29 protein-coding genes are annotated in these 23,426 nt (G+C 37.1%); 28 read left to right on the top strand and 1 reads right to left on the bottom strand.

Translation table 11 applies throughout. From position 1 onward, the window contains the following. The first annotated feature begins 19 nt into the window (after window positions 1-19). The 8 genes from SB717_RS19005 (at window position 20) to SB717_RS19040 (ending at window position 5,523) form a co-directional block, all read left to right on the top strand. Window positions 20-700, top strand: a complete 681-nt coding sequence (locus SB717_RS19005; RefSeq protein ID WP_074676616.1) for an RraA family protein — start codon at window positions 20-22, stop codon at window positions 698-700. A gap of 20 nt (window positions 701-720) precedes the next feature. Further along, on the top strand, window positions 721-1,611 hold the full coding sequence (locus SB717_RS19010; protein ID WP_074676614.1) for a prephenate dehydrogenase/arogenate dehydrogenase family protein: 891 nt from the start codon (window positions 721-723) through the stop codon (window positions 1,609-1,611). Between the two features lie 45 nt (window positions 1,612-1,656). Then, on the top strand, window positions 1,657-1,809 hold the full coding sequence (locus SB717_RS19015) for a hypothetical protein (protein ID WP_160297361.1): 153 nt from the start codon (window positions 1,657-1,659) through the stop codon (window positions 1,807-1,809). Window positions 1,810-3,079: 1,270 nt separating this feature from the next. Beyond that, window positions 3,080-3,340, top strand: a complete 261-nt coding sequence (locus tag SB717_RS19020; RefSeq protein WP_410904461.1) for a hypothetical protein — start codon at window positions 3,080-3,082, stop codon at window positions 3,338-3,340. A gap of 91 nt (window positions 3,341-3,431) precedes the next feature. Further along, on the top strand, window positions 3,432-4,238 hold the full coding sequence (locus tag SB717_RS19025) for a DUF2262 domain-containing protein (protein ID WP_410904493.1): 807 nt from the start codon (window positions 3,432-3,434) through the stop codon (window positions 4,236-4,238). Between the two features lie 226 nt (window positions 4,239-4,464). After that, window positions 4,465-4,830, top strand: coding sequence for a DUF2089 domain-containing protein (locus SB717_RS19030; RefSeq protein ID WP_074676604.1), 366 nt, complete (start codon window positions 4,465-4,467; stop codon window positions 4,828-4,830). Window positions 4,831-4,841: 11 nt separating this feature from the next. Then, window positions 4,842-5,231 carry an SHOCT-like domain-containing protein gene (locus SB717_RS19035; RefSeq protein ID WP_074676602.1) on the top strand — a complete coding sequence of 130 codons (390 nt, stop codon included), beginning with the start codon at window positions 4,842-4,844 and terminating at the stop codon, window positions 5,229-5,231. A gap of 10 nt (window positions 5,232-5,241) precedes the next feature. Then, window positions 5,242-5,523 (top strand): hypothetical protein, encoded by a 282-nt coding sequence (locus SB717_RS19040; protein WP_410904462.1) that lies wholly within the window; start codon window positions 5,242-5,244, stop codon window positions 5,521-5,523. An 84-nt stretch (window positions 5,524-5,607) separates the two neighbouring features. Here the strand turns inward: SB717_RS19040 and SB717_RS19045 are convergent, their stop codons facing one another. After that, window positions 5,608-5,733 carry a hypothetical protein gene (locus SB717_RS19045; protein WP_255285396.1) on the bottom strand — a complete coding sequence of 42 codons (126 nt, stop codon included), beginning with the start codon at window positions 5,731-5,733 and terminating at the stop codon, window positions 5,608-5,610. A gap of 388 nt (window positions 5,734-6,121) precedes the next feature. Between SB717_RS19045 and SB717_RS19050 the strand changes: the two genes are divergently transcribed. The 20 genes from SB717_RS19050 to SB717_RS19145 all read left to right on the top strand — a co-directional run bounded on the left by SB717_RS19050 (window position 6,122) and on the right by SB717_RS19145 (window position 23,394). After that, window positions 6,122-7,555, top strand: coding sequence for a histidine kinase N-terminal domain-containing protein (locus SB717_RS19050; protein WP_410904463.1), 1,434 nt, complete (start codon window positions 6,122-6,124; stop codon window positions 7,553-7,555). Beyond that, window positions 7,548-8,120 carry an ANTAR domain-containing response regulator gene (locus SB717_RS19055; protein ID WP_074676596.1) on the top strand — a complete coding sequence of 191 codons (573 nt, stop codon included), beginning with the start codon at window positions 7,548-7,550 and terminating at the stop codon, window positions 8,118-8,120. The genes SB717_RS19050 and SB717_RS19055 overlap by 8 nt, the downstream gene beginning before the upstream one ends. A 214-nt stretch (window positions 8,121-8,334) precedes the next feature. Next, window positions 8,335-9,624, top strand: coding sequence for an ethanolamine utilization protein EutH (gene eutH, locus SB717_RS19060; RefSeq protein WP_074676593.1), 1,290 nt, complete (start codon window positions 8,335-8,337; stop codon window positions 9,622-9,624). A gap of 41 nt (window positions 9,625-9,665) precedes the next feature. Beyond that, on the top strand, window positions 9,666-10,007 hold the full coding sequence (gene eutS / locus SB717_RS19065; RefSeq protein ID WP_013058372.1) for an ethanolamine utilization microcompartment protein EutS: 342 nt from the start codon (window positions 9,666-9,668) through the stop codon (window positions 10,005-10,007). Window positions 10,008-10,031: 24 nt separating this feature from the next. After that, window positions 10,032-10,529, top strand: coding sequence for a EutP/PduV family microcompartment system protein (locus SB717_RS19070; protein ID WP_098621302.1), 498 nt, complete (start codon window positions 10,032-10,034; stop codon window positions 10,527-10,529). 198 nt (window positions 10,530-10,727) lie between these two features. Then, window positions 10,728-12,173, top strand: coding sequence for an ethanolamine ammonia-lyase reactivating factor EutA (locus tag SB717_RS19075; protein WP_074676589.1), 1,446 nt, complete (start codon window positions 10,728-10,730; stop codon window positions 12,171-12,173). 17 nt (window positions 12,174-12,190) lie between these two features. Then, on the top strand, window positions 12,191-13,555 hold the full coding sequence (locus SB717_RS19080; RefSeq protein ID WP_074676587.1) for an ethanolamine ammonia-lyase subunit EutB: 1,365 nt from the start codon (window positions 12,191-12,193) through the stop codon (window positions 13,553-13,555). A gap of 12 nt (window positions 13,556-13,567) precedes the next feature. Continuing rightward, on the top strand, window positions 13,568-14,593 hold the full coding sequence (gene eutC / locus SB717_RS19085; RefSeq protein ID WP_410904464.1) for an ethanolamine ammonia-lyase subunit EutC: 1,026 nt from the start codon (window positions 13,568-13,570) through the stop codon (window positions 14,591-14,593). Window positions 14,594-14,605: 12 nt separating this feature from the next. After that, window positions 14,606-15,259, top strand: a complete 654-nt coding sequence (eutL, locus tag SB717_RS19090; protein ID WP_098621304.1) for an ethanolamine utilization microcompartment protein EutL — start codon at window positions 14,606-14,608, stop codon at window positions 15,257-15,259. A 34-nt stretch (window positions 15,260-15,293) separates the two neighbouring features. Next, window positions 15,294-16,823 (top strand): acetaldehyde dehydrogenase (acetylating), encoded by a 1,530-nt coding sequence (locus SB717_RS19095; protein WP_410904465.1) that lies wholly within the window; start codon window positions 15,294-15,296, stop codon window positions 16,821-16,823. Between the two features lie 16 nt (window positions 16,824-16,839). Then, window positions 16,840-17,133 (top strand): ethanolamine utilization microcompartment protein EutM, encoded by a 294-nt coding sequence (gene eutM, locus SB717_RS19100; RefSeq protein ID WP_013058365.1) that lies wholly within the window; start codon window positions 16,840-16,842, stop codon window positions 17,131-17,133. A gap of 25 nt (window positions 17,134-17,158) precedes the next feature. After that, on the top strand, window positions 17,159-17,812 hold the full coding sequence (locus SB717_RS19105; RefSeq protein ID WP_074676580.1) for a phosphate propanoyltransferase: 654 nt from the start codon (window positions 17,159-17,161) through the stop codon (window positions 17,810-17,812). Beyond that, entirely contained in the window at window positions 17,809-18,474 is a 666-nt protein-coding gene (locus tag SB717_RS19110) for a hypothetical protein (protein WP_074676578.1), read from the top strand. The genes SB717_RS19105 and SB717_RS19110 overlap by 4 nt, the downstream gene beginning before the upstream one ends. Further along, complete coding sequence (locus tag SB717_RS19115; RefSeq protein WP_410904466.1) at window positions 18,471-18,755, top strand: EutN/CcmL family microcompartment protein; 285 nt, start codon at window positions 18,471-18,473, stop codon at window positions 18,753-18,755. The genes SB717_RS19110 and SB717_RS19115 overlap by 4 nt, the downstream gene beginning before the upstream one ends. Next, window positions 18,748-19,161, top strand: a complete 414-nt coding sequence (locus SB717_RS19120) for a BMC domain-containing protein (RefSeq protein WP_182005980.1) — start codon at window positions 18,748-18,750, stop codon at window positions 19,159-19,161. Before SB717_RS19115 ends, SB717_RS19120 begins: the two co-directional genes overlap by 8 nt. Window positions 19,162-19,196: 35 nt before the next feature. Beyond that, window positions 19,197-20,153 carry a malate dehydrogenase gene (mdh, locus tag SB717_RS19125; RefSeq protein ID WP_410904467.1) on the top strand — a complete coding sequence of 319 codons (957 nt, stop codon included), beginning with the start codon at window positions 19,197-19,199 and terminating at the stop codon, window positions 20,151-20,153. A 318-nt stretch (window positions 20,154-20,471) separates the two neighbouring features. After that, a complete protein-coding gene (locus SB717_RS19130; protein WP_141541090.1) occupies window positions 20,472-20,843 on the top strand; it encodes a hypothetical protein in 372 nt (123 codons plus the stop codon). 349 nt (window positions 20,844-21,192) lie between these two features. After that, entirely contained in the window at window positions 21,193-21,591 is a 399-nt protein-coding gene (locus SB717_RS19135; protein ID WP_074676568.1) for a DoxX family protein, read from the top strand. 142 nt (window positions 21,592-21,733) lie between these two features. Next, window positions 21,734-22,672 carry a ring-cleaving dioxygenase gene (locus tag SB717_RS19140; protein WP_074676566.1) on the top strand — a complete coding sequence of 313 codons (939 nt, stop codon included), beginning with the start codon at window positions 21,734-21,736 and terminating at the stop codon, window positions 22,670-22,672. Window positions 22,673-22,827: 155 nt separating this feature from the next. Next, window positions 22,828-23,394 carry an NADPH-dependent FMN reductase gene (locus SB717_RS19145; RefSeq protein ID WP_013058357.1) on the top strand — a complete coding sequence of 189 codons (567 nt, stop codon included), beginning with the start codon at window positions 22,828-22,830 and terminating at the stop codon, window positions 23,392-23,394. Window positions 23,395-23,426: the final 32 nt, after the last annotated feature.

The following is a 23,426-nucleotide window of genomic DNA, read 5'->3' on the forward strand; positions in this document are numbered from 1 at the left end:
CGAAGAGGAGTGTATATCAGTGAGTAATTTAGCACCAGTATTATCTGAAGACATTATTAAGAGAGCAAACCTTCTTAATACAACTCTTATATCCGATGCAATGGGGTGTACAGGCTCAATGGATTATAAAATTAAGCCTGTATCTACAGGAATGAAGGTTGTTGGAACCGCTCTAACTGTAAGTTTAAGACCTGGAGATAACTTATTTCTTCATCAGGCAATCTATGATGGTACAGAAGGATATGTACTAGTTGTAGATGGAAAGGGGCATACGGCAAATGCTTACCTTGGAGAATTAATGGCAGCTGCAGCTAAAGCTATTGGACTTGAGGGGATTATTATAGATGGGGCAGTTCGAGACAAAGAGACCCTTAGTCAATCAGGATTTCCTATTTTTTCAAAAGGATTTATTCCGAATGGTCCTCTTAAAGATGGTCCAGGTGAGTTACATAAACCTATTTCTTGTGGAGGCGTATCTGTTATTCCAGGAGATCTAATTATAGGTGATGATGACGGAGTTGTTGTAGTTCCAAAAGAAAAGATTGAAGAGGTCCTTTTTAAAGCGGAAAAAAAACTAGAGTATGAGAAAACACGTTTAGAAACGATCGAAGCATTTGAAAGAGCGCGTCTGCAAGGTGAATCTGGAGGTAACATTCAGCCTTCATGGTTAAGAGAACAGATGAAAGCATATGGATTATAAACAGAAGGGAGAGCTTTAAAGTGAAATTAGGTTTTATTGGATTTGGAGAGGCGGCCTTTGAGTTATCAGTTGGCTTAAAAGGCGAAGGTTTAGAAACCATTTTTGCTCATGATGTTATGATAGACCATCCTACATATGGTCCACAAATTAAAGAACGAGCTGCTCAAGCTCAAGTAGAACTTCTTTATAGACCCGAAGAAGTTTTAAAACAAGTAGATATAGTAATAGTAGCAGTACCCGCAGATAAAGCACTTGAAGTTAGTGAGATGCTAAAACCATTTATAAAGAAAGAATGTATCTATGTAGATGTATCAGCTTCCACTCCTATCGTGAAGCAAAAAATTAACATAAATATACAAGAGAAGAATGCATTCTTTGTAGATGCCGCAATGCTAGGTCCCCTGCCAGTTTATAAACATAAGGTTCCTATTTCAGCAAGTGGTAATGGTGTAGATCGACTGATTTCATTAATGACTCCGTACAGTATGGACATAACTAAAGTAAGTGAAAAACCTGGTGATGCCTCTGCTGTAAAGCTAATTCGCAGCATTTATATGAAAGGTGTAGTTGCTCTTTATCTAGAGTTATTAGAAGCTTCTCATGAATTTAATGTAGAACAAGTAGTCTTAGATTCTATTAGTGAAACTTTAGATAGTAAGAGCTTTAGAGAAACAATGAACCGATTGGTAACTGGAACCTCTATCCATGCATTAAGAAGATCAATCGAGTTAGACGGCTCTATTCAAATGCTAGAGGCTTCTAATTTAAATTCTGTTATGTCTAGAGCAGCAAAAAGTAAGTTAGAAACATTGGCTTCATTTAATTTAAAAGAAAAGTTTAAAGGACAAAAGCCAGATCATTGGTTGGATGTTATCAAAGCATGTAAAGAAGATGCTGCTGTAAACAATTAAGTAAACTAATCTATTATATCAATAGTAAGAGACGGGGAGATTTACTTGGGAACATGGAATTTTCAAAGCGGTTCTATTTGGTTAGAAAAGGGGTTTATTCCAAATAAGTCTACAAGTATAGCAGCTACTCATAATATTTCCAGAGATATTCATTTATCAGAATCAAATTTAATTGTAACAGCCCTAGGAGATTTTTAATGTGGGTGGTTACTGTAATCAATGCTTATTCAAGAGAACATAATATTATCATGTTTGAATTTAACACAGAAAGGGAGGCAAGAGAAACTTTCGTGAAATTACAAAACCATAAAATTTTTTCTGAAATTATCTGTTGCTATAATCCAGCTTCTACTCTAGCTGTTAACTGAGTTCTTTTAAGTTTAGGAAATCTACTTAAAAAAGATAGTAAAGAAGGCCGAGCAAAATGAGTGAGCACGCAAATATAGTAATTCTCCAGAGCTTGACAATAAAAGAGATGTAAACGTTATGTTTAAAAATAAGATAGCGTTGGTAGCCAATGGCGGCCCAGGAATTAGAAAGGCTGCTTCCCATGATCAAACTTGTAGAAATTAAAAAATACCTCATATGACACTTATATAAAAGATAATTGCAGGTAAGGAATTATAAAAGAGGTTACAGGAAGAACTGTAACCTCGATTCAAACAACTAGAATTATATGTGTGTGAATTCTTATATAAGTGATTTTGCATTTCTCCCTAAAATATAAAAGCTACGTTAGAAATCCTCTTTTATTAAGTAGCACCTCAGTTGATCTTATTTCTTTCTTTTGAATCCAAAACTCGCGATATAGGTCATTACTAACGAAATAACCGCAGCAACACTAATTTTTATGTAAGAAATCCCCAAAGCCCAAGGACCATATTTATGGGAGTTCAAATGATACATAGACCACCATTCTCCACCTTGGCCTTTAGAAAAAGAGAAGATGATCCATAGAAGAAGCAAGAACAGAAACCACATAAAAAAGATGATGATATTAGCGATTTTCTTATTTATTGGTTAACACTCCATCTTATAATTTATAGGTAATGTGCTTCTCCCTTATTATAGTAACAGTAATCGAAAAAAACGTGAGAGTTTTTATTGAAAGAGGCTGAGTAATCCAATTGATGTCTGCTTTGTGTAATACTAAAATTAAACGTAGCAACTTAAAAACATATTTCTACATAAGTAGTAAAAGCATAGAAGGGAGGGGAAATAAATAAGTAATCTTGAGTTTTCTGAACGAACCTATATAATCTCTAACTTTAAACAAAACGGGTATCAAAAGCTTGTTCTATCTAAACCACCTGATGAAAATGAAGCGGAAAAATGGAATAGTAGTGAATACGAAGCAGGAGTTCCGATTACAAGGCAATGGTTTTGGAGTACGGATATAGGAGAATGGGAAGAAGTTGAAATTACAGTAGAGGGAAATAGTGAAAAGCCATATGAGGAATTTGTTGAAATGGCAGATTGTATATTGAAACAATTACATATCTATCTTAAAAGGTCATTCGAGTATTTAAAGCAGTTCATCTCTGCACAAAAATTTAGTGCCTATTATCTGTCGGGTGTAAGCTTTGGGCGTCTTTTAAATGTTGACGGCCATACTTTTACAGGCTTTTCTTTAGCCTTTGTTTGCGGGAACTATCCCAATGCATTTCAGTATAAAGTGAAGTTTAATAAAAGCGGATGGCCTATTGGTTTTGAAGGTGGACCGCTATAAAAAGATAAAAGCAGGGAACAACAGATCAGTTTGTCACTATATATTTGTGGCGAATTTTTCAACGGCAGCTTCAGAGGGGGAAATACATAAAATGAGTAAATTCAGTGAAAAAAAGAAATTTGAAAAAGGATTCTCAAAAGAAGTAATTGACATAGCAGCGGTTACAGGTTCAGTAGGGATTGGTGCTGGAATGTCCAGTGGAGAAACTTTATGGACAGCATCAATTGATTTGATTGCATGGAAAAGTTTAGATGAAAATGAAGCAGTCAAAAAAGAAGAGATACAGCTTAGATGGTTAGTGGACGAGGAAGAAGTGGAAAAAGCAATGAACCTACTGCAAAGTAATACTGTTGTAAAGCTACAAGTACGTAGGGGAACGAATTCAATGATGCTCGTTAACATTCTGGAATCAGAGTATGAAGACGAAGAGTTAAAAACGATAGTAAAAAAATCAGTGAAGCCCGTTTATTATCATGATGAGATATTTGGCAAGTTTACACTTGAAAAAAGTATTAAAGTTTTTGAAAAAAACATTTCTTGGGCGAATGAACAGTGCGAGCTGTATTTTGACTGGCATGAAGATGAAAGTATGATAAAGTCTGCGCTGAAGACAGCACATACACTTTTTGAGGAGCAGAATAAATGGAGCCAAAAAATTAGAATGTATGCCGCAGCGGAACTGGTCGATTTAGCCAATGATTGGTTACAGGAAGAGGATGAAATAGAGGAAATGACAGAAGAAATGTTTATGTATCTTATGAGTTTAGACACTATATCCGTTTATCCAGAAGGTGACTTTGATTTTTACTTCTCTGATGGAGATATGTTTGCAGGACATAGCATCATTGTAGAGGGAAATGTAGATGGGACTTTTACTAGGGCTCAAATTGCAGGATAAATAGATTGATTGAATAATAGCCAAAAAATAATTATGTAGTTTAAGAGAGGGTTTTTTATCCTTCTCTTTTTTATTTAATTTTGTGTGTGAATTAAAACAAATTATTAATATTATTTATATAATAATTCACATTTTTAATTTATTAGTTAAAATTATTTAATTTTATTGTTTTTAATATTAAATATTTATTGTATAATCAAATTAACTAAAAGAAGGAGATTTGATTATGGCTTATAAAGTACTTACAAATTGTCCTGTCTGCAGTGAAACGTTAAAAATTACAAAGCTACAGTGCACCCATTGTCACACGACGATTGAAAATGAGTTTGAATTATCTAAGCTGGCATCTTTATCGAGTGATCAGCTTCATTTTGTAGAAGTATTTTTAACATGCAGAGGAAATATCAAAGAAGTGGAAAAGGAACTGGGCGTTTCGTATCCAACCGTCCGAGGCAAGCTTACTGACATCATTTCATCTCTTGGATATGTAGAGAAGAAGAAAAATGAAGTAGATGAGAAAAAAATTGTGTCTATGTTAGAAAATGGTGAAATTACAGCAGAAGAAGCCATCAAGCTCTTAAAAGAAGAATAGGGGGATTGTCTATGAAAGAGGAAATTACAAAAGTGTTAACAATGGTTCAAGAAGGCAAAATTGATGCAGAAAAGGGATCAGAACTGATTCAAGTATTAAAAGAAAAAGAAGAAACAGGCAATAAGCTTTCGAAGAAACCGAATGCGTATTTAGATAAAACGTTAAAGATTCGAGTTTTGTCAACTGAAAACGATAATGTAAAGGTTAATTTGCCGATAAAGCTTGTCAAGCTGGTATTAATGGCGGGACACAGCATCGCAGCAAGTATTCCTCAATCGGAAAAATATGTAAAAGATATAGACATAAACCTGATTGTTGAAGCAATCGAAAACGAGTTAGATGGTCAAATTGTTGATATTAAATCGGCAAACGGCGATACCGTTTCAGTCATCATTGAGTAATGGTTCGCTTATGATTCATGTAAAAGTGAAAACAAAAGATGTTCGATTTAGCATTCCAGTTCCATATGCTCTTTTAAACGTTGCTATTAGCGTTGCTTTTTCGAAATTTATCCAGAAGCATGCGGATAAATGGACAAAAGAACATTTAAAAAGAAAAGAGTTGAACTTTACTTTTCCGATAATAGATAAAAGTATGCTAAAGTCTATTGTTAAGGAACTGAAGAAACATAAGGGAATGGTACTAGTAGATGTCAAAGCTACTGACGGTACGGAAGTAAGAGTTAAACTATGATGTATGCCTACTCGCGTGTAAAAATAAAACTTTATCCGTCTATATAGATGTAAAAAAGGCTGAAAAAAGAGATCATCCAGTTTGCTATCGTGCTGTATAATCTCTTTTCTTCTCTGCTTCTTTCCTTTTTTTGTTTAATCTGTATCCGAAGTATGTGCCTCCAAATATGGTCACAAACATAGCAATCCATATTCCTATCCACACTGACATCGTATTAAAACTCCCCTTTGCTACATGATTTTATTAGGTATTTCTTTTTATTAAGCAGCTCATTAGTTGATTTTATCTTTTTTAAAAATTCAAAACTTACTATATAAGCTATTACTAACAAAATAACAGAATGCTAATTTTTATGTAAAAAGATTCAAAGCCCAAGGACTATATCTATGCGAATTCAACTGGCAGATAGACCACGATCGTCCACTTTTACCTTTAGAAAAAGAAGTGATAAGTCATAGAAGAAATAAGATTTCCTTCGTAAAGTAAATATTTTTGCATCAAAATGGGTCATTGACAAAGAAAGTTCAGAAAAATATAATACTTATTATATTCTAATATTTTAATGCTTAAATGTTTAAAAGCAGCTAGGAGTTTACATATGACTCATACATTATCCTTAAATTCTTTATGCAGGCTTCATACAAATCTAGCAGAAGTTGATATTCAAAAGATTGATGAAGTTGCTAAAAATTTGCCGCTTATTGCTGATTTAAACCGAGCAAATGTGTTTATCGATTGTTTAACAAAAGAAGGACAGCATGCAGTTGTAGTGGCAGAAGCTGCACCAGAAACTGCACCGTCAGTTTATGAACGTCCAGTGGCAGGGGAATTTGTGTACGAAGCGTTTGAACCGGCAGTATTTTACACGCTGAAAAATGGAAAACCGATGTCTTTAAATCGCGCCTTAACACAAGAAGGAAAAACGGTAGAACAAAGTGTGGTTCCTATTAAAGGATTTAATAATCGTGTAATTGCTACATTGATTATGGAAAAAGATATCAGTGAAATGGTTGAACGTCAAGAAAAAATGAAAACGTTATCAAACACAAATGACACGTTAAGCGAAATTTTAATGGAGATGACAGAAAATGCTTCGCTTATTCCAGAGTTTATTGGAGAGGCACTTTTCTTTATTGATCCTAATTTAAACATTCTATATTTTAATTCAGCTTCTTTCAATTTGGTTTCTGAAGTCTGTTCCTCAGAATGTAAGGTAGGGAATCAAATCATCGAATATTTCCCTTGTTTAGAAGAGTTATTTTATCATCCAGAAAAGTTGTTTATGCAAGAAGTGACTATTTTGAATAAGGTATTTCAAGTCAAAAAAGTTAGTTTAAAACAAGAAAGCTCAACGAATGGTGCTTTTATTACATTTCGAGATATGACTGAACTTAGAGAGCGAGAAAGAGAACTTGTTGTCAAATCAGTCATGATTCAAGAAATTCATCATCGCGTCAAAAACAATTTACAGACTATTGCGAGTTTATTAAGGCTTCAGATGAGAAGAGGACTGCCTGAAGAAAGTAAGGCTCATTTTATTGAGAGTCTTAACCGGATTTTAAGTATCGCTTCTGTGTACGAGATTATTCTTTCTAACTCTAGCGTAGATAATGTAGATATTCTTAGTTTGATTGAGAAAATTGGTAATATGCTAGTGTATAGCGCTACTGATGAAAATAAAAATATTTCAATTGAATACTCGGGCACTCAGCTTTTTGCAAAGTCGGATAAAGCTGTTTCCATAGCGTTAATTATTAATGAGCTTATTCAAAACTGTATGAAACATGCGTTTAAGGGGCGAGAAGAAGGTAACATTCACGTTTCTTTTCAACAGAATAACCATGAAATAGAGGTTACAATTAAAGATAATGGTATTGGGTACTCAAAAGAAGCCAAGCCATCTTTAGGGTTAGATATAGTTACCATGATGGTTACTCACGATTTATCTGGTCAATTTTCGATTGAGAGAACTTCAAATGGCACCATGGCATCAGCTAGGTTCCCATTAGAAAGAGGGGGACACCATGACTAAACGAATTATAATTGTTGAAGATGAGTCAATTGTACGACTAGATTTATCAATGATGCTCTCTGATAATGGTTATGAAATAGTAGGAGAAGCTGGAGATGGTGAAAAAGCGGTTGAATTGGCTTTTGCACTAAAGCCAGATTTAATTATCATGGATATAAAAATGCCTAAGTTAAATGGACTAAAAGCAAGTGAAATTATTTCAAATAAATATAATATTCCTATTCTGCTGTTGACAGCATACAGTCAGAAGGAGTTTATTGATAAAGCGAAAAAAGCGAATATAGTAGGCTATTTAGTGAAACCAATCTCTGAATCCAATTTAATTCCAGCAGTTGAAATTGCTTTACAACAAGCAGAAAATGCAAAAATGTATGAGCAAAGAGTTCAGGAAATGAATAACGAACTGAAAAAACGAAAAATTGTTGAAAAAGCAAAAGGAATTCTAATGGATAAATATAATTTAACAGAAGATCGTGCTTTCAAAAAAATGCGAACGATTAGTATGAAAAAGCAGGTTACACTAGAGAAATTAGCAAAACACATCATTGAGAAATATGGAACTTAACCTCACTGTACAAGTAAATAGTTTGAGCAAAGGTGCTTAGTGGTTTTAAGTGATAAAAAACCACCTGGCACCTTTTTGTCTTTTTTAAGGGAACAATTTTAATCTTTCTTTAGTAGCAAAGCTCTTAACAGGTTACTTCATATGCTTTAAATAGATAGAAATAGTTAAACTATTATCTGTTTAAATAAAAACCATCATATAGGGGGAATTGGGTGTGGTTATCATTGGGAAAATCGTGATTTATATTATCATGACTTGTGCAGTGTGTGGGGCTATTGCTGCGATTAGAAATAGTGATGAAGGATTAGGAAAGCAATTTATGGAAGGGTTACATTCTATCGGGTATATTTTTATACCAGCGGCTGGTATCATGGCTGCAACTCCATATCTTTCGTGGTTTATTAGTACGGTATGCGGTCCTTTTTTCTCAGCAATTGGGGCAGATCCTGCTATTGCTGCAACCTCTATCTTAGCAACGGATATGGGAGGATATCAATTAGCACACGTATTAAAAGAGTCTTATGAAGGATGGGTCATGGCCATGATAGTAGGATTTATGGCCGGAGCAACCATTGTATTCTCGATTCCAGTAGGACTGGCCATGCTGGATAAACGCGACCACAAATATATGGCGCTTGGCGTTATGTCAGGTGTGTTAACGATTCCAATTGGTGCTTTTATTTCAAGTGTTTTAATTATGGTAACCAATTCTGATGTGCGTAAAATTATTTCCACTACAAGTGATTCAACCTACGAATTTACGATAAGTTATTTGAAAATTATTTTGAATTTATCTCCACTTTTATTATTTGTTGTGCTATTAGCGGTAGGACTATATTTCTTGCCAGATTTAATGATTAAAGGATTTATGTGGTTTGGGCGTATTATGGATGCCGGAATTAAGCTAGTTCTTGTTTTCTCCATTGTTGAAATTTTCACGGGCCTATTCTCTCATTTATTTGGAAGCTGGGGATTTCATCCGATCATGGCTGATAAAGCAGATCAATTCCGTGCGCTAGAAACAGCAGGTTATATTGGCATCATGCTTGCTGGTGCATTTCCAATGGTTTATTTGCTTCAAAAATATGCAGGAAAGCCGCTTGAAGCTGTAGGGAAAAAACTCGGATTAAGTAAAGAAGGAAGTGCAGGTATTTTAGCTACGATTGCTAATATTTTAGCGATGTTTAAGCTCATTCGCAGCATGCCTCCGAAAGACAAAGTTATTAATATTTCGTTTGCAGTTTGCTCGGCATTTTTATTAGGAGATCATTTATCTTTTACAGCCAATTTCCAGCCGACATTAATTCTTCCAGTTATTATCGGGAAGTTCTCAGCAGGTTTAATAGGAATTGGTTTAGCATATTGGCTATCTGTTCCAAAAGCCTTAGAGCTAGAAAAGAAGGATCGCGAAGCAGGCATTATTGGAAAGGACGAGTACTTAAGTTCAGCAGCTGAAGAAAATGAAGAGGCAGAAGAAAAAAGCAGTAAGACACAAGTGATGTAAGTATTGTATAGAGTTTGTACGATAAGGGAGAGGTAATTTTTATGAGTGAAGAAAAAAAGCGTTTTATCCAAGAGTTTGTTCCTGGAAAACAAATTACATTGAGCCATTTAATTGCAAATCCAGATCCGGATATGTTCGAAAAATTAGGTATACAGCAAGAAGGAGCTCTAGGCATTCTAACATTGACTCCTAGTGAGACCGTTATTATTGCAGGTGATTTGGCTACAAAAGCTGCACATGTTCAATTAGGTTTTTTAGATCGTTTTACAGGAAGTCTTGTTATTGTGGGGAGCGTTTCAGAGGTAGATATGGCCATGAGAGAAATCAATCGTTTTCTCTCCGAAACATTAGGTTACACACCTTCAATTATCACAAAATCCTAACTGTATAGTAGGGAGGGGAGACTTATGCATAAGAAAAACAGAGCCATGCTCATTGGCTCAATTGGTGCCGGTAAATCGACATTAACAAATGCTCTGCTTGGAAAGCCGGTCGAGGCAGTTAAAACACAAGCTTTAATCTATTATGATTGGATCGTTGATACACCTGGAGAATATGTTGAAAATCCTTTTTTTTATAAAAACATTATGGCAACCGCTCTTGAAGTTACACATGTGTTATATTTGCATGACGCCACAAAGAAAAAGACAGTCTTTCCACCCAATTTTAGTACAGGCATTAATAAGTTAGCTATTGGGGTCATTACAAAAAGTGATGCAGAAGATGCTGATGTGAGTTTAGCTATTAAAAAAGCAAGGCAAGTAGTTGTAAACGGTCCTATTGTTGTCACTTCTTCCCTTAATAAAGAAGGGCTTGAAGAGATTCGAGCTTTGGTACAGTGTCAGTCTTTACAAGAGATGAAAGAGTGTAGTGATAACTGGAAATCGAAAACTATTATTTTTTAATGAAAACCTTTACAATTTGTAAGAAATCAGTTATATTCTAAATATACAAAAAAATTACGGGCAAAGGCGCCTTATACAGCTATCTTTCAGGAGATAGTTCGTATGAGGTGCCTTTTTTATTTGACTAAAACACGACTAATTAGCAATCAGTAATGACTAAAACCTTTTGCTGATTGAAGGTTAACGAGGTGGAGGGATATGAAGCGATACGAACCGCTAAAAGAGGAGATTATCAGTGCAGGAATTGATATAGGAACAAGCACAACCAAAATTGTGTTAAGCCAATTTTCTCTGATGAATATGGCAGGAGGAACACACTTGCCTCGTATTGAGATTATTGATAAAGAAATTATTCATCGCAGCCCGATTTATCGAACACCACTTCTCACATCAACAACAATCGATATTGAAGCAATAGAGAAGCTTGTTAGAAATGAGTATGATAAAGCAAACGTTGGTTTTGAAGACATTAAAACAGGTGCCGTGATTATTACAGGTGAGACAGCAACTAAGCAAAATGCCGAGGAAATGATTCACCATCTTTCAAATCATGCCGGTGAGTTTTTAGTAGCAACTGCAGGTCCCGACCTAGAGGGAATTATTGCAGCAAAAGGATCAGGAGCTTACCAATACTCCAAAAAAACGAGCAAAACGATTGCCAATATAGATATTGGCGGGGGAACCGCTAATGTAGCAGTTTATCGAATGGGAAGGCTTTGTGGAACCTGCACGCTGCATATAGGAGGCAGGCTGATTGAGTTTTCGGAAGATAAAATCAGCAGCATTTCACCACCCGTTAGAAACCTATTAAGAGAGTGGAATAGTACTCTTGCAAAAGGTGATGTAATGGTGGAAGAAGAGGTAAAGAAAATAACAAATTATATGGCTGATGTGATTAGCCGAATGCTAACACGTACTATGACAGCAGAGGACAAGATACTACTTTTAGGGCATGAACCGAATTGGAAAGAAGAAATTGATGTCATTATGTTTTCTGGTGGAATTAGTGAGTGTCTCTATCAATATGAGTCTAAAGGTGTTGAACAAGCTCCTTACCACGACATAGGAATAATGCTTGCAGACTCTTTAAAAGATAGTCAGAGTTTGAAGGGATGGTCATGGATTCAGCCTGATGAAACCGTTCGCGCAACCGTTCTTGGTGCCGGTACACAAACGACTGAAATCAGTGGAGCCACGATTCAAGTAGAAACCAAAGATTTACCTGTACGAAATATACCTGTTTATCAAATTTCTTTTAAGGATGGGTTTCAAAAAAGTGTTCATCACTTAAAGAATGCTGTAAAAGATGCAATTGAGATACATGACCCGCAGCAGGAAGGGCAAAACTTTGCTTTGTACTTATCTGGGCTTCCGTACGTAGGATTTCGAGATATTCAACAATTAGCAAAAGGTCTGCTAGAAGCGGTGAAACAAAAAAACAAAAGAGATCAGCCGCTCATTATTGTTCTTGAGAGCGATCATGCCAAGGTATTGGGCCAAACGCTTGTTGCTCAAGATTCGTCGCAAAGCATTATTTGTATTGATCAAATTAAGGTGGAACACGGTGATTACTTAGATATTGGTCAGCTGCTACAAACAAGCGTAGTACCGGTAGTAGTCAAAACCCTTACGTTCCATTCATAAGAAAGGGGGCTTCACTGGTGAAGTTACATACACATTATTTAGGTGCTGTTTATCAATTTTCTGATTTGAAAGATTTGTTTGCTAAGGCAAATGAAGAAAAGTCTGGTGACCGGCTGGCGGGTTTAGCTGCAAAAACCGTTCAAGAAAGAATTGCTGCAAAAGAGGTGCTTAGCGAATTAACACTTGCTGATATTCGCGAAAATCCAATGATTTCACCTGAAGAAGACGAAGTATCTCAAATTATTGAAAATCAAGTCAATGAGCCCATCTATCAATCGATGAAAAATTGGTCCGTAGCAGAACTTAGAGAGTATATCTTAAGTGATGAAACAACGGGTGAGGATTTAAAGAGGATTAGTCGAGGGTTAAATAGTGAAATTATTGCTGCAGTAGCAAAACTAATGTCAAACCTTGATTTAGTTCACGCAGCAAATAAGATTGAAATTTTAACAAAATGCAATATTACGATTGGCCAAAAAGGAGTCTTAGCTTCTAGACTACAGCCTAACCACCCTACCGACAATGTAGAGGGCATGATTGCTTCGTTAAAAGAAGGGCTGTCTTACGGAATTGGAGATGCCGTTATTGGTATTAACCCCGTCGATGATTCGGTTGAAAGTGTAAAACGGCTGCTGCACGCTACGAAAAATTTTATGAATGATTGGGAAATTCCAACTCAAAACTGCGTTTTAGCTCATGTTACGACTCAGATGAAAGCCATTGAACAAGGAGCACCAGCGGATATGATTTTCCAAAGTATTGCTGGAACAGAAGCCGCTAACCGTTCGTTTGGAATCAGCGCTGCCTTATTAGAAGAGGCGAATCAATTAGCTAAAAGTCATGGAACAGGAACAGGACCTCAGTGCTTATATTTTGAAACAGGACAAGGTTCTGAGCTATCGGCTGAAGCGCACTTTGGGATGGATCAGCTAACTTTAGAGTCTCGTAACTATGGATTTGCACGTCATTATGATCCGTACATTGTAAATACCGTGGTTGGTTTTATTGGACCTGAGTACTTATATAACAACAAACAAGTTATTCGTGCAGGCTTAGAAGACCATTTTATGGCAAAGATGCATGGAATTCCGATGGGTGTAGATATTTGTTATACCAATCATATTAAAGCAGATCAAAATGATATTGAAGATCTAGGTGTATTGCTAACAGCTGCAGGGGTTAATTTTATCATTGCAACACCAATGGGTGATGATTGTATGCTTAACTACCAATCAATGAGCTACCATGATGTAGCAACTTTAAGGCAAACGATGGGGAAACAGCCTTCTCCTTTATTTGCAGAATGGCTTGAGAAAATGGGGATTTTTGAACAAGGGAAATTAAGTAAATATGCAGGAGATCCAAGTATTTTTACAAGGTAGGTGATGAAGAGGATGAATCCTGAATTGATTGAAAAAATTACACGATCCATTGTCGAAAAGCTAGAAAAACAATCTAGCTTCGAGCAAAGTTCTCCTACTGACAATAGTCAAAGCAGCGTAGCTTTTTGGGCTCATACATCCAATGCAAATAAGAAAGTGATTAATGGGCCTCTAGCTGAAGTGGTAGAAGAAGAGTCAGCAAAGGAATTAATTAAATTTCCGAATATTCAAGAAAAACATTCAACATCTCTGCCTGAAAGTAAGATGCCTATTCAGCAGGAAGAGAACATGGAACCAAAGCAGCAGGTACCGGGTATTAAAAATCCAGTGAATCAAGAAGAATTAGATACATTGATTCAGAAAACACCCGCCCGAATCGGGATTGGCAGAGCAGGCTTACGTCCACGAACAGAAACATGGCTGAAATTTCGCTATGACCATGCAGCAGCCGTTGATGCTGTTTATGGCAATGTGAACGACAATCTCCTAAAACGATTGAATTTATTTAAAGTAAATACTCAGGTAACAGATAAAGAAGTGTACATTCGCCGACCGGATTATGGACGAAAGCTATCAGACGAAGCCAAAAAGTGCATTCAAGAAAAATGTACCAAATCACCAACTGTTCAAATTATTGTTTCTGATGGTTTAAGCTCCAAAGCCATTGAAGAAAATGTCGAGGACGTTTATTTATCTCTTCAACAGTCCTTAAAAAGCGCAGATTTAGATGTAGGCGTTCCGTTTTACATAGAAAAAGGTCGAGTTGCTGTAATGGACGACATTGGTGAACTTTTGACGCCAAAAGTGGTTGTACTTTTAATTGGAGAACGTCCAGGACTTATAAGTGCAGAATCCTTAAGTGCCTATTTATGCTATGAACCGAGAAAAGGAATGATTGAAGCTGAGAGAATGGTGGTTTCTAATATTCATAAAGGCGGCATTCCTCCAGTTGAAGCGGGTGCTTATCTCGGTACATTGGTTCAAAAAATTTTAAAATATGAAGCTAGCGGTGTATCGCTTGTTCAAAAAGAACAATAGAGGTGAATAGGAGTGGCTTTAACACGTATCCATGCTGACATTTTAGCTGTTCGTGTGATTCCAAATGTGGATGACGCCTTAGTTCAGCAGTTTAACTTGCAGCCTTACCATAGAAGTTTAGCCATGTTTACATCAAGTATTGATGACGTGGGCTATACAGCTTTAGACGAAGCCACCAAAAGAGCAGATGTTGAGGTAGCTTATGCCCGTTCCTTTTATGCTGGTGCTGCTCATGCGTCAGGTCCGCTATCAGGTGAAATGATTGGTGTATTAGCGGGTCCAAGTCCAGATGAAGTTAAAGCTGGCATTGATGCCATTTTACAAGTGACGAAGTCAGATGCCTATTTTGAAGCGTTAGATGAAGAGAAAAATCACGCGCTGTATGCACATGTGGTGGCAAGAACAGGTTCTTATCTTTCTAAAGAAGCAGGAATTGCTATTGGAGAACCACTCGCTTATTTAATTGCCCCGCCACTAGAGGCTATGTATGGACTTGATGTAGCGCTTAAAGCAGCTGATGTAGAGCTTGTGAAATTTTTTGGTCCTCCTTCTGAAACAAATTTTGGCGGTGGTTTTTTAACAGGATCCCAATCAGCCTGTCAAGCAGCTGCTGATGCGTTCCGCCAGGCTATTTTAGACATTGCAAGAAATCCAGTTCATTATTAAAAAGCTTATAGACAGTAGAAAGGAGTTGTTGGATGTGCAGTTTGATAAAGATCTTCAATCTTTACAGGAGATGCGAGATGCAGTGGAAAAGGCAAAAGCCGCACAGCAGGTATACTTGAATTTTACACAAGAGCAAGTAGATCGCATCGTTGAACGAGTTGCCGAAGCAGCCTATTCTAAAGCGTTGGAATTAGCAAAAATGGCAGTTGAAGAAACGCGAATGGGTGTTGTAGAACATAAGAAAATCAAAAATGAGGTAGGATCTAGAGCAGTTTATGAATCAATTAAAAATGAAAAAACAGTAGGTATTGTTCACGAAGATAGAGCGAACAAAGTGGTAGAAGTCGCCTCTCCTTTTGGAGTTGTTGCTGGAATTATTCCTACAACCAACCCAACTTCAACGGCTATCTTCAAGACATTAATTAGTTTAAAAACTAGAAATGCTCTAGTGGTCAGCCCTCACCCCCGGGCAATGAACTGTACAGTGGAAGCGCTTAAAATTTGTGCGCGTGCAGCAGTCGAAGCGGGAGCTCCGGAAGGACTTATTGGTTGGATTTCCAATCCTTCTATGGCTGCAACCAATGAATTAATGAAGCATAAAGATGTGAATTTAATTTTAGCAACAGGCGGAAGTGGTCTCGTTCGCGCAGCGTATAGTTCTGGGAAGCCAGCTTATGGTGTAGGTCCAGGAAATGTACCTGTATATATTGAAAAAACTGCAAAGGTTGACCAAGCAGTAAAAATGATTGTCGATAGCAAAACGTTCGACAATGGCACGATTTGTGCAACCGAGCAAGCAATTGTTGTTGACCTTAATATTCAACAAATGGCTATTAGAGAATTAAGGAATAATGGGGCATACTTTTTAAATTCAGAAGAAAAAGCAAAAATGGAAAAAGTGATTTCACCGATTCCTAAGAAGCTTAATCCAAATATTGTTGGTCAAAGTGCTGTGAAAATTGCTGAAATGGCAGGTATTACAGTACCTTCTGATACACGAATATTAGTTGCTGAAGAAACAAAGGTGGCAAAGGATGTACCATTTTCGATTGAAAAGCTAGCACCTATCTTCCCATTGTATACAGCTAAGAACGAAGAACAAGCAAGGGAATTATGTTTAAGCTTATTAAATCTTGGAGGAAGAGGTCACAGCTTATCACTTCATACAAACGATGATGCGGTAGCTAAAACGTTTGCTCTTGAAATGCCGGTCTCGAGACTGATGGTCAACACACTCTCGTCAGTAGGAGCTGTGGGTGGTACGACTGGACTTAAGCCTTCCTTTACACTAGGATGCGGTTCGTTTGGAGGCAACATTACGTCAGACAATGTGACCGCTCGCCATTTATTAAATATTAAGCGAATGGCTTACGGCACAAAAGAGGTAACAATTCCAAAACCATCTCTATCTTCTACCTCTGCTTCATCAGATACAAAAGATCATCAAGACGTACAGGAAATTGTCAACGAAGTTATGAATCAATTAAAGCCACAAGGACCGATTGATTCGGCAGCAATTTCTGAAATGGTTAATCAAGCACTTCAAAAATATCAAACAAACTAATTAGGGGGAATTAAAAATGGCAAGAGAACTAACAGCATTAGGAATGATTGAAACAAAAGGATTAGTAGCATCAGTAGAGGCAGCAGACGCAATGGTAAAAGCAGCAAACGTACATTTAGTTGGTAAAGTTCACGTAGGTGGAGGAATTGTAACGGTTTTAGTACGCGGTGACGTAGGCGCGGTAAAAGCAGCGACAGATTCTGGTGCTGCAGCTGCACAGCGTGTTGGAGAACTTATTTCCGTTCATGTTATCCCACGCCCACACAATGAACTAGAAAGTATTTTACCGAAAATCGATAGTGAACTATAAGCTTAAAAAGTTAGGAGCATAGCGCATGAATAAGCAGGCCATTCAATCGATTGTAGCAGAGGTTGTTCAGCAGTTAAGTCAAACAACCAAGCAAAGCAATACAGTCCCGATGGCTGTATCTGCTAGACACTGTCACTTAAGTATAGAAGATGTAGAAGCTCTTTTTGGAGCAGGGTATGAACTAACAAAAAAATCAGACCTGTCTCAGCCTGGTCAATTTGCAGCTAATGAAACAGTTACTATTGTGGGGCCTAAAGGAAGCATCGAAAAGGTGCGAGTCCTTGGCCCAGCAAGAAGTATAACTCAAGTGGAGGTCAGTAAAACAGATTCAATTAAACTTGGTGCTGTTCCTCCATTACGTGAGTCTGGAGATATAAAGAATTCAGAAGCGATTACATTAGTTGGACCAAAGGGGAGCATTTACAAGAAAGAAGGATTAATCATTGCACGAGCTCATATTCATATGACGCCAGGTGATGCCCAAGCTTATGGTGTAAAAAATGGTCAGTGTGTTCGAATTACCTCTCAAGGAGAAAGGCCTACGACGCTTGAACGTGTATTAATTCGAGTTTCACCAAAGTTCAAGCTTGAAATGCATATTGATACAGATGAAGCGAATGCGGGGCTAATTTCTACCGGAGATACAGGGATTCTTTCTCTATACGAGGAAGCTTTATGAACCATCATGCTCTGATTGAACAAATTGTAGTAGAAGTTTTAAAACGATTAGATAAATCAGACAAGCAGCACCTAGACGTAAAGCCAAAGCTGCTGATTGTGAAAGAGTCGGCAGCCATTGATCCAATTCAAATCGAAAAGTTAGAAACAAGCTGGACATTGGTTTACAGCGATGACCAAAAAGAAAACCTTCCAAAAGATATACAAGGTATTTTATTTGCAGAAGCAAAGCAAGACCTGCTTGTAAAAGGAGCGCTTGGTATTACAGATACACTAGAAAGTTTTCTTTTAGCTGAGGCTTTGCTAGAAGGAATTTCTGTTTCACTCATTCCTTCTGTAACTTTAGGAAACGTCTTACTGTCCAGTAATCAAAAAAAGCTAGTAAACAACAAATATGCAGCCCATTTAATCGCTTATAAAAATACATTAGAAGGCTTTGGGGTGAAAATCCAATCGTTTGAGAGATTTTTGCAATCAGGCTTAAATAGACATTCTTTATCATTTACAGAACGAGTGCTAACCCAAAGACATGTGAAATTGGTAGAAGAAGAAAAAATTACTGTTTCACCTAAAACGATTATCACTCCTTTAGCACGCGATACAGCAAGAGAATTAGGAAAAGAAATTTGCGTGATAGACGTAGAGGGAGCGGATGTTTTATGAAAATAGGGACGGTAATTGGCAACGTCTGGGCAACAAGAAAAGAAGATAATTTACGCGGTTTAAAGTTTTTAGTTGTTCAACCGGAACTTTCAAATAAATCGAATAACGACTCTTCTTTTATTGCAGTTGACCGTATTGGAGCCGGGATTGGTGATAAGGTAATGGTTACTCAAGGAAGTGCCGCAGCACATATGGCATCTGACGCCCCATTACCTATTGATGCGATTATTATCGGAATTATAGATTCTGTTGATATAGAAAGAGGTGGAGAGAATGGCTAAAGCTCTTGGAATGATTGAAACAAGAGGCTTAATAGGTTCGATTGTCGCAGCGGATGCGATGCTAAAATCAGCTGATGTTCGCTTAGTGAAGCAAGAAAAAGTAGATGCAGCTCTTGTAACCGTGTTAGTTGAAGGTGATGTTAGTGCAGTACAGGCAGCTGTAGATATGGGAAAAGAAGAAGCGGCTCGCGTTGGAGAATTAGTGTCAGCACACGTAATTCCCCATCCTGATGAAGAGGTTGGAAATAGCCTATTAAAAGATGAAAATCAAGAATCGCAGTCAAAGGCAGCACCTAAAGACAATAAAACGGCTAAAAAAACATCTGCTGCTAAAACAAAATCCAGTATTCAATATAAAGCAAAAGCAGATTCTGCTGCTGTAGAAGAAGATCAAAAAGTAGAATAACCTGCATATAAACGACGAGGAATGGGGGATAAATCATGGCATTTAAGCGTAAAAAAATAGCTGTAATTGGAGCGGGGTTTACAGGATCCACAGCAGCATTAATGATGGCGCAAAAAGAACTTGGAGACGTAGTATTAGTTGATATTCCTTCCCAGACTAACCCGACTAAAGGAAAAGCACTTGATATGTTAGAGGCAAGCCCAGTTCAAGGGTTTGATGCTAATATCAAGGGAACATCTAGCTATGAAGACATTCAGGATGCAGATTTAGTATTAATTACTGCAGGGCTTCCAAGAAAACCGGGAATGAGCCGTGATGACCTAGTCTCCACAAACGCAAAAATTATGAAAGAAGTATCGGAAAATGTAAAAAGGCATGCACCAAACAGTTATATTATTGTATTGAGTAATCCAGTTGATGCAATGACATACGTTTGTTATAAAACTACGGGGTTCCCTAAGAATAGAGTAATAGGCCAATCTGGTGTATTAGATACAGCCCGCTTTAATACATTTGTGGCTCAAGAATTAAATATCTCTGTTGAAGATGTATCAGGATTTGTTTTGGGCGGCCACGGAGATGATATGGTGCCATTAGTTCGTTATTCGTATGCTGGAGGAATTCCACTTGATAAAATTATTTCACCTGAACGTATAGAAGCTATTGTAGAGCGAACGCGCAAAGGTGGAGGAGAAATCGTTAACCTGCTTGGAAATGGAAGTGCCTATTACGCTCCTGCTGCTTCTATGGTTCAAATGGCAGAAGCGATTCTAAAGGATAAGAAGCGAATTCTCCCTTCCGTAGCTTATCTAGAAGGTGAATATGGCTGTAATAATCTTTACCTAGGTGTACCAACAATCCTAGGGGGAGACGGAATTGAACATATCATTGAACTTCCTTTAACGGAAAAGGAAAATGAAGGGTTAAAACGTTCAATCGAATCCGTACAAAGCGTTATGGCTATTTTAGAGTCATCAGAAGTATTCAGCTAAATCAACTTTTTTTATGTTAGTTGCCTAGTATTAAAATTTAGAGGTATTTTCAAGTTATGTACTTGAAGGAATTGGACCAATAGAGACTGCTGAATATTTTCTAATTATTTGAGTATGTGAAAGAACTTCTCAGCAGAAAAAAATAATAACGATATAGAAAACTAAGTGAAATGCATCCCGCTACATTTGTAGGATGCATTTTTGTATGAATAAGTGATATTGCTTTTATGTTTACTTATAATAGATGATACAACCAACTTGCTTCAGGAACTTCATCAGGTCGAAAAGGAATTAAGGAAAGCAGAAAAGAGTTTAAGGTTGAACCCATTTGGTAGAAATAAAAAGCAGCAGTTAAAACAAAACGAACACTTCCTTTTTCAACTGAAGCATGGGTACACCTATATTTCGGGTGTACTGCCTACATTTAATGACTGGTCCGAAACGAATTCTCTACGCACAGTTGATGGACAAAAATGGGCTGTTCAACTACAGGTATTAGGAGAATACATAACAGAACAAGCTAATAAAAACGTGGAAAATTACTCTATAAAGAAATCATCTTTTGATTTACTCGATCTTTCTTCGATACCTTTACAAATCAGTATCCCACCTGAATTAGAGTCCCACAGATATCAATTAAGTCTATATAATGATACGCTTAAATTAATTGATAAATTAAAAGCAAAATGATACTAGTTCAAGTGACACAGATATCCTTTTTATAAATAAGGTGATAACTTCACCATCCGGTTGTTGAACTATACATGCATAGTAGAAGAGGAAAAGAAGTTACCAGGGGTGACTTCTTTTTTTTTATTCAATAAATAGTACAATTTAGCTTTTATATTTTCCGTTTCTATGCTCATATCTATATAAAATCATGAATATGTTTTTAATACGTCGCTAAGTGTTTCAACTAGCTACAAAAAAATATAAAAAATTATGTTGACAGTGGAACCATATGATTTTATAATTATCCTTAATTCAAGATATTTTAATTCGAGATTTTGAAGTGATGAAAAAATAGGAGGAATAAAAAATGGTGAGCATTGGTTTATTGTTAATACGTTTAGTCATTGGATTGTCTTTTATGGCACATGGAACTCAGAAGTTGTTTGGATGGTTTGGCGGCCATGGCTTAAAAGGAACGGGAGGATGGTTTGAATCCATTGGAATGAGGCCAGGTGTTAGAATGGCGTTAATGGCTGGATTATCAGAGCTGGTAGGCGGAGTTTTATTTGCTGCAGGACTTCTCACACCGCTTGGAGCGCTTTTGATTGCCGGAACAATGGTCATGGCAATTGTGAAAGTACACGGTCCGAATGGATACTGGGCAACACAAAATGGCTATGAATATAATCTTACGCTTTTAGTTGTAGCAATCGGTGTAGCAATTGCAGGACCAGGTTATTATGCACTAGATACTTTTATTTTCTAAAAGAGAAAATCGGTTGGAATAAGAAAGATGCTTTTATTTTTTGATTAATATCTCGAATTCAAGATATTTACGATAAATAGCTGTAATTTTAAGAGGGATAACGAAACGTATGACGAAAAATATATCGAAGGAGATGGTAGTAATGAGTAAAAAAACAGCGGGTATTCACCATATCACAGCGATTGTAGGTCACCCTCAGGAAAATGTTGATTTTTATGCGGGTGTGTTAGGATTACGTTTGGTCAAACAAACGGTAAACTTTGATGATCCAGGAACGTATCACCTTTACTTTGGGAATGAAGGCGGAAAACCTGGAACAATTATCACATTCTTTCCATGGGCAAATGCACGACAAGGAAAGATTGGCGACGGGCAAGTTGGCGTAACTTCCTATGTGGTTCCAAAAGGTGCGATGAGCTTTTGGGAACAGCGATTAGCTAAGTTTGGGGTTCCAGCTACAAAGATGGAGCGATTCGGAGAACAGTATTTAGAGTTTGACGATCCTCATGGTTTGCATCTAGAGATTGTGGAAAGAGAAGAAGGAGAAAAGAACACGTGGCAAGCTGGTGAAATTAAACCTGAAGTGGCTATTAAAGGATTCGGAGGCGCTACGTTATTATCTGTTAAGCCTCATGAAACAGCTCAGTTATTAGAAAATGTAATGGGGCTAAAAAAAGTAGGGCAAGAAGGAGATTTTATACGTTTTCAATCATCTGCTGACATTGGAAATGTGATCGATTTAAAATTAACAACCATTGGGCGCGGGCAAATGGGCGTTGGAACGGTTCACCATATTGCATGGCGAGCAAAAGATGATGAAGATCAGTTGGAATGGCAGAAATACGTAGCCGACAGCGGATACGGAGTGACGGCTGTTCGAGATCGAAATTACTTTAATGCGATTTATTTTAAGGAGCATGGAGAAATTCTATTTGAAATTGCAACAGACCCTCCAGGTTTTGCACATGATGAGTCACTTGAAACAATGGGAGAAAAGCTCATGCTGCCTGAACAGTACGAAACCCATCGAGATCAAATTGAAAGAGCTTTGATTCCTTTTGAAGTGAGAGAATTAGACTGAACTTTACTAAAAGAATTCTTTTAGTAATAGTAAAAAGTTAGTTCAACCCTAAATTAGGTATAAAGAAGGAATTAATTTATCTATATATAAAACTAATATCTATATTTGAAACACCGTGGTAATATGAAATTAATTCCAAGTAAGGAGGTGAATAGATGACAAAAACCATTGGTCTTATATGTGGAAGTTTACGAAAGAATTCGTACAACCGAATGATCGCTGAGTCATTGACTACATTAGATGACTCAGCTCAATATCGCTGGATTGAAATAAGCAGCCTGCCTTTTTTTAATGAAGACCTAGAAGCTGACGGATCACCAGAATCTGTCGCATCTTTTAGAGCTGCGATTCAAGATGTTGACGGCGTTATTATAGTTAGTCCAGAGTACAATTCAGGAATTCCAGGGGTATTAAAAAATGCCTTGGACTGGGCATCAAGACCTCGGACTTCTTCTGTTTTAAACAGAAAACCAGTTGGTCTCATTGGAGCAACTCCTGGAGGATTTGGTACTGCTTTTGCTCAAATGCAAACGAGAGAAGTACTGGAAGCTATGCAAGTCAACGTTTTACCATTTCAAAAAATGCTGATTTCGCAAGTTCATGAAAAAGTTGACTCGCAACAAAAAGTACTAACCGATGAATCAACAAAACGTTATCTACAGCGCTACTTGCAGCAGTTCATTCATTGGATTGATCAAGCGCCTGTTCCTGTTCTAGATTAAGAAAGAGAACACACCTCACGAACCTTCATCTC

It is taken from the genome of Priestia sp. SIMBA_032 (assembly GCF_046535215.1).
Classification (GTDB): domain Bacteria; phylum Bacillota; class Bacilli; order Bacillales; family Bacillaceae_H; genus Priestia; species Priestia aryabhattai.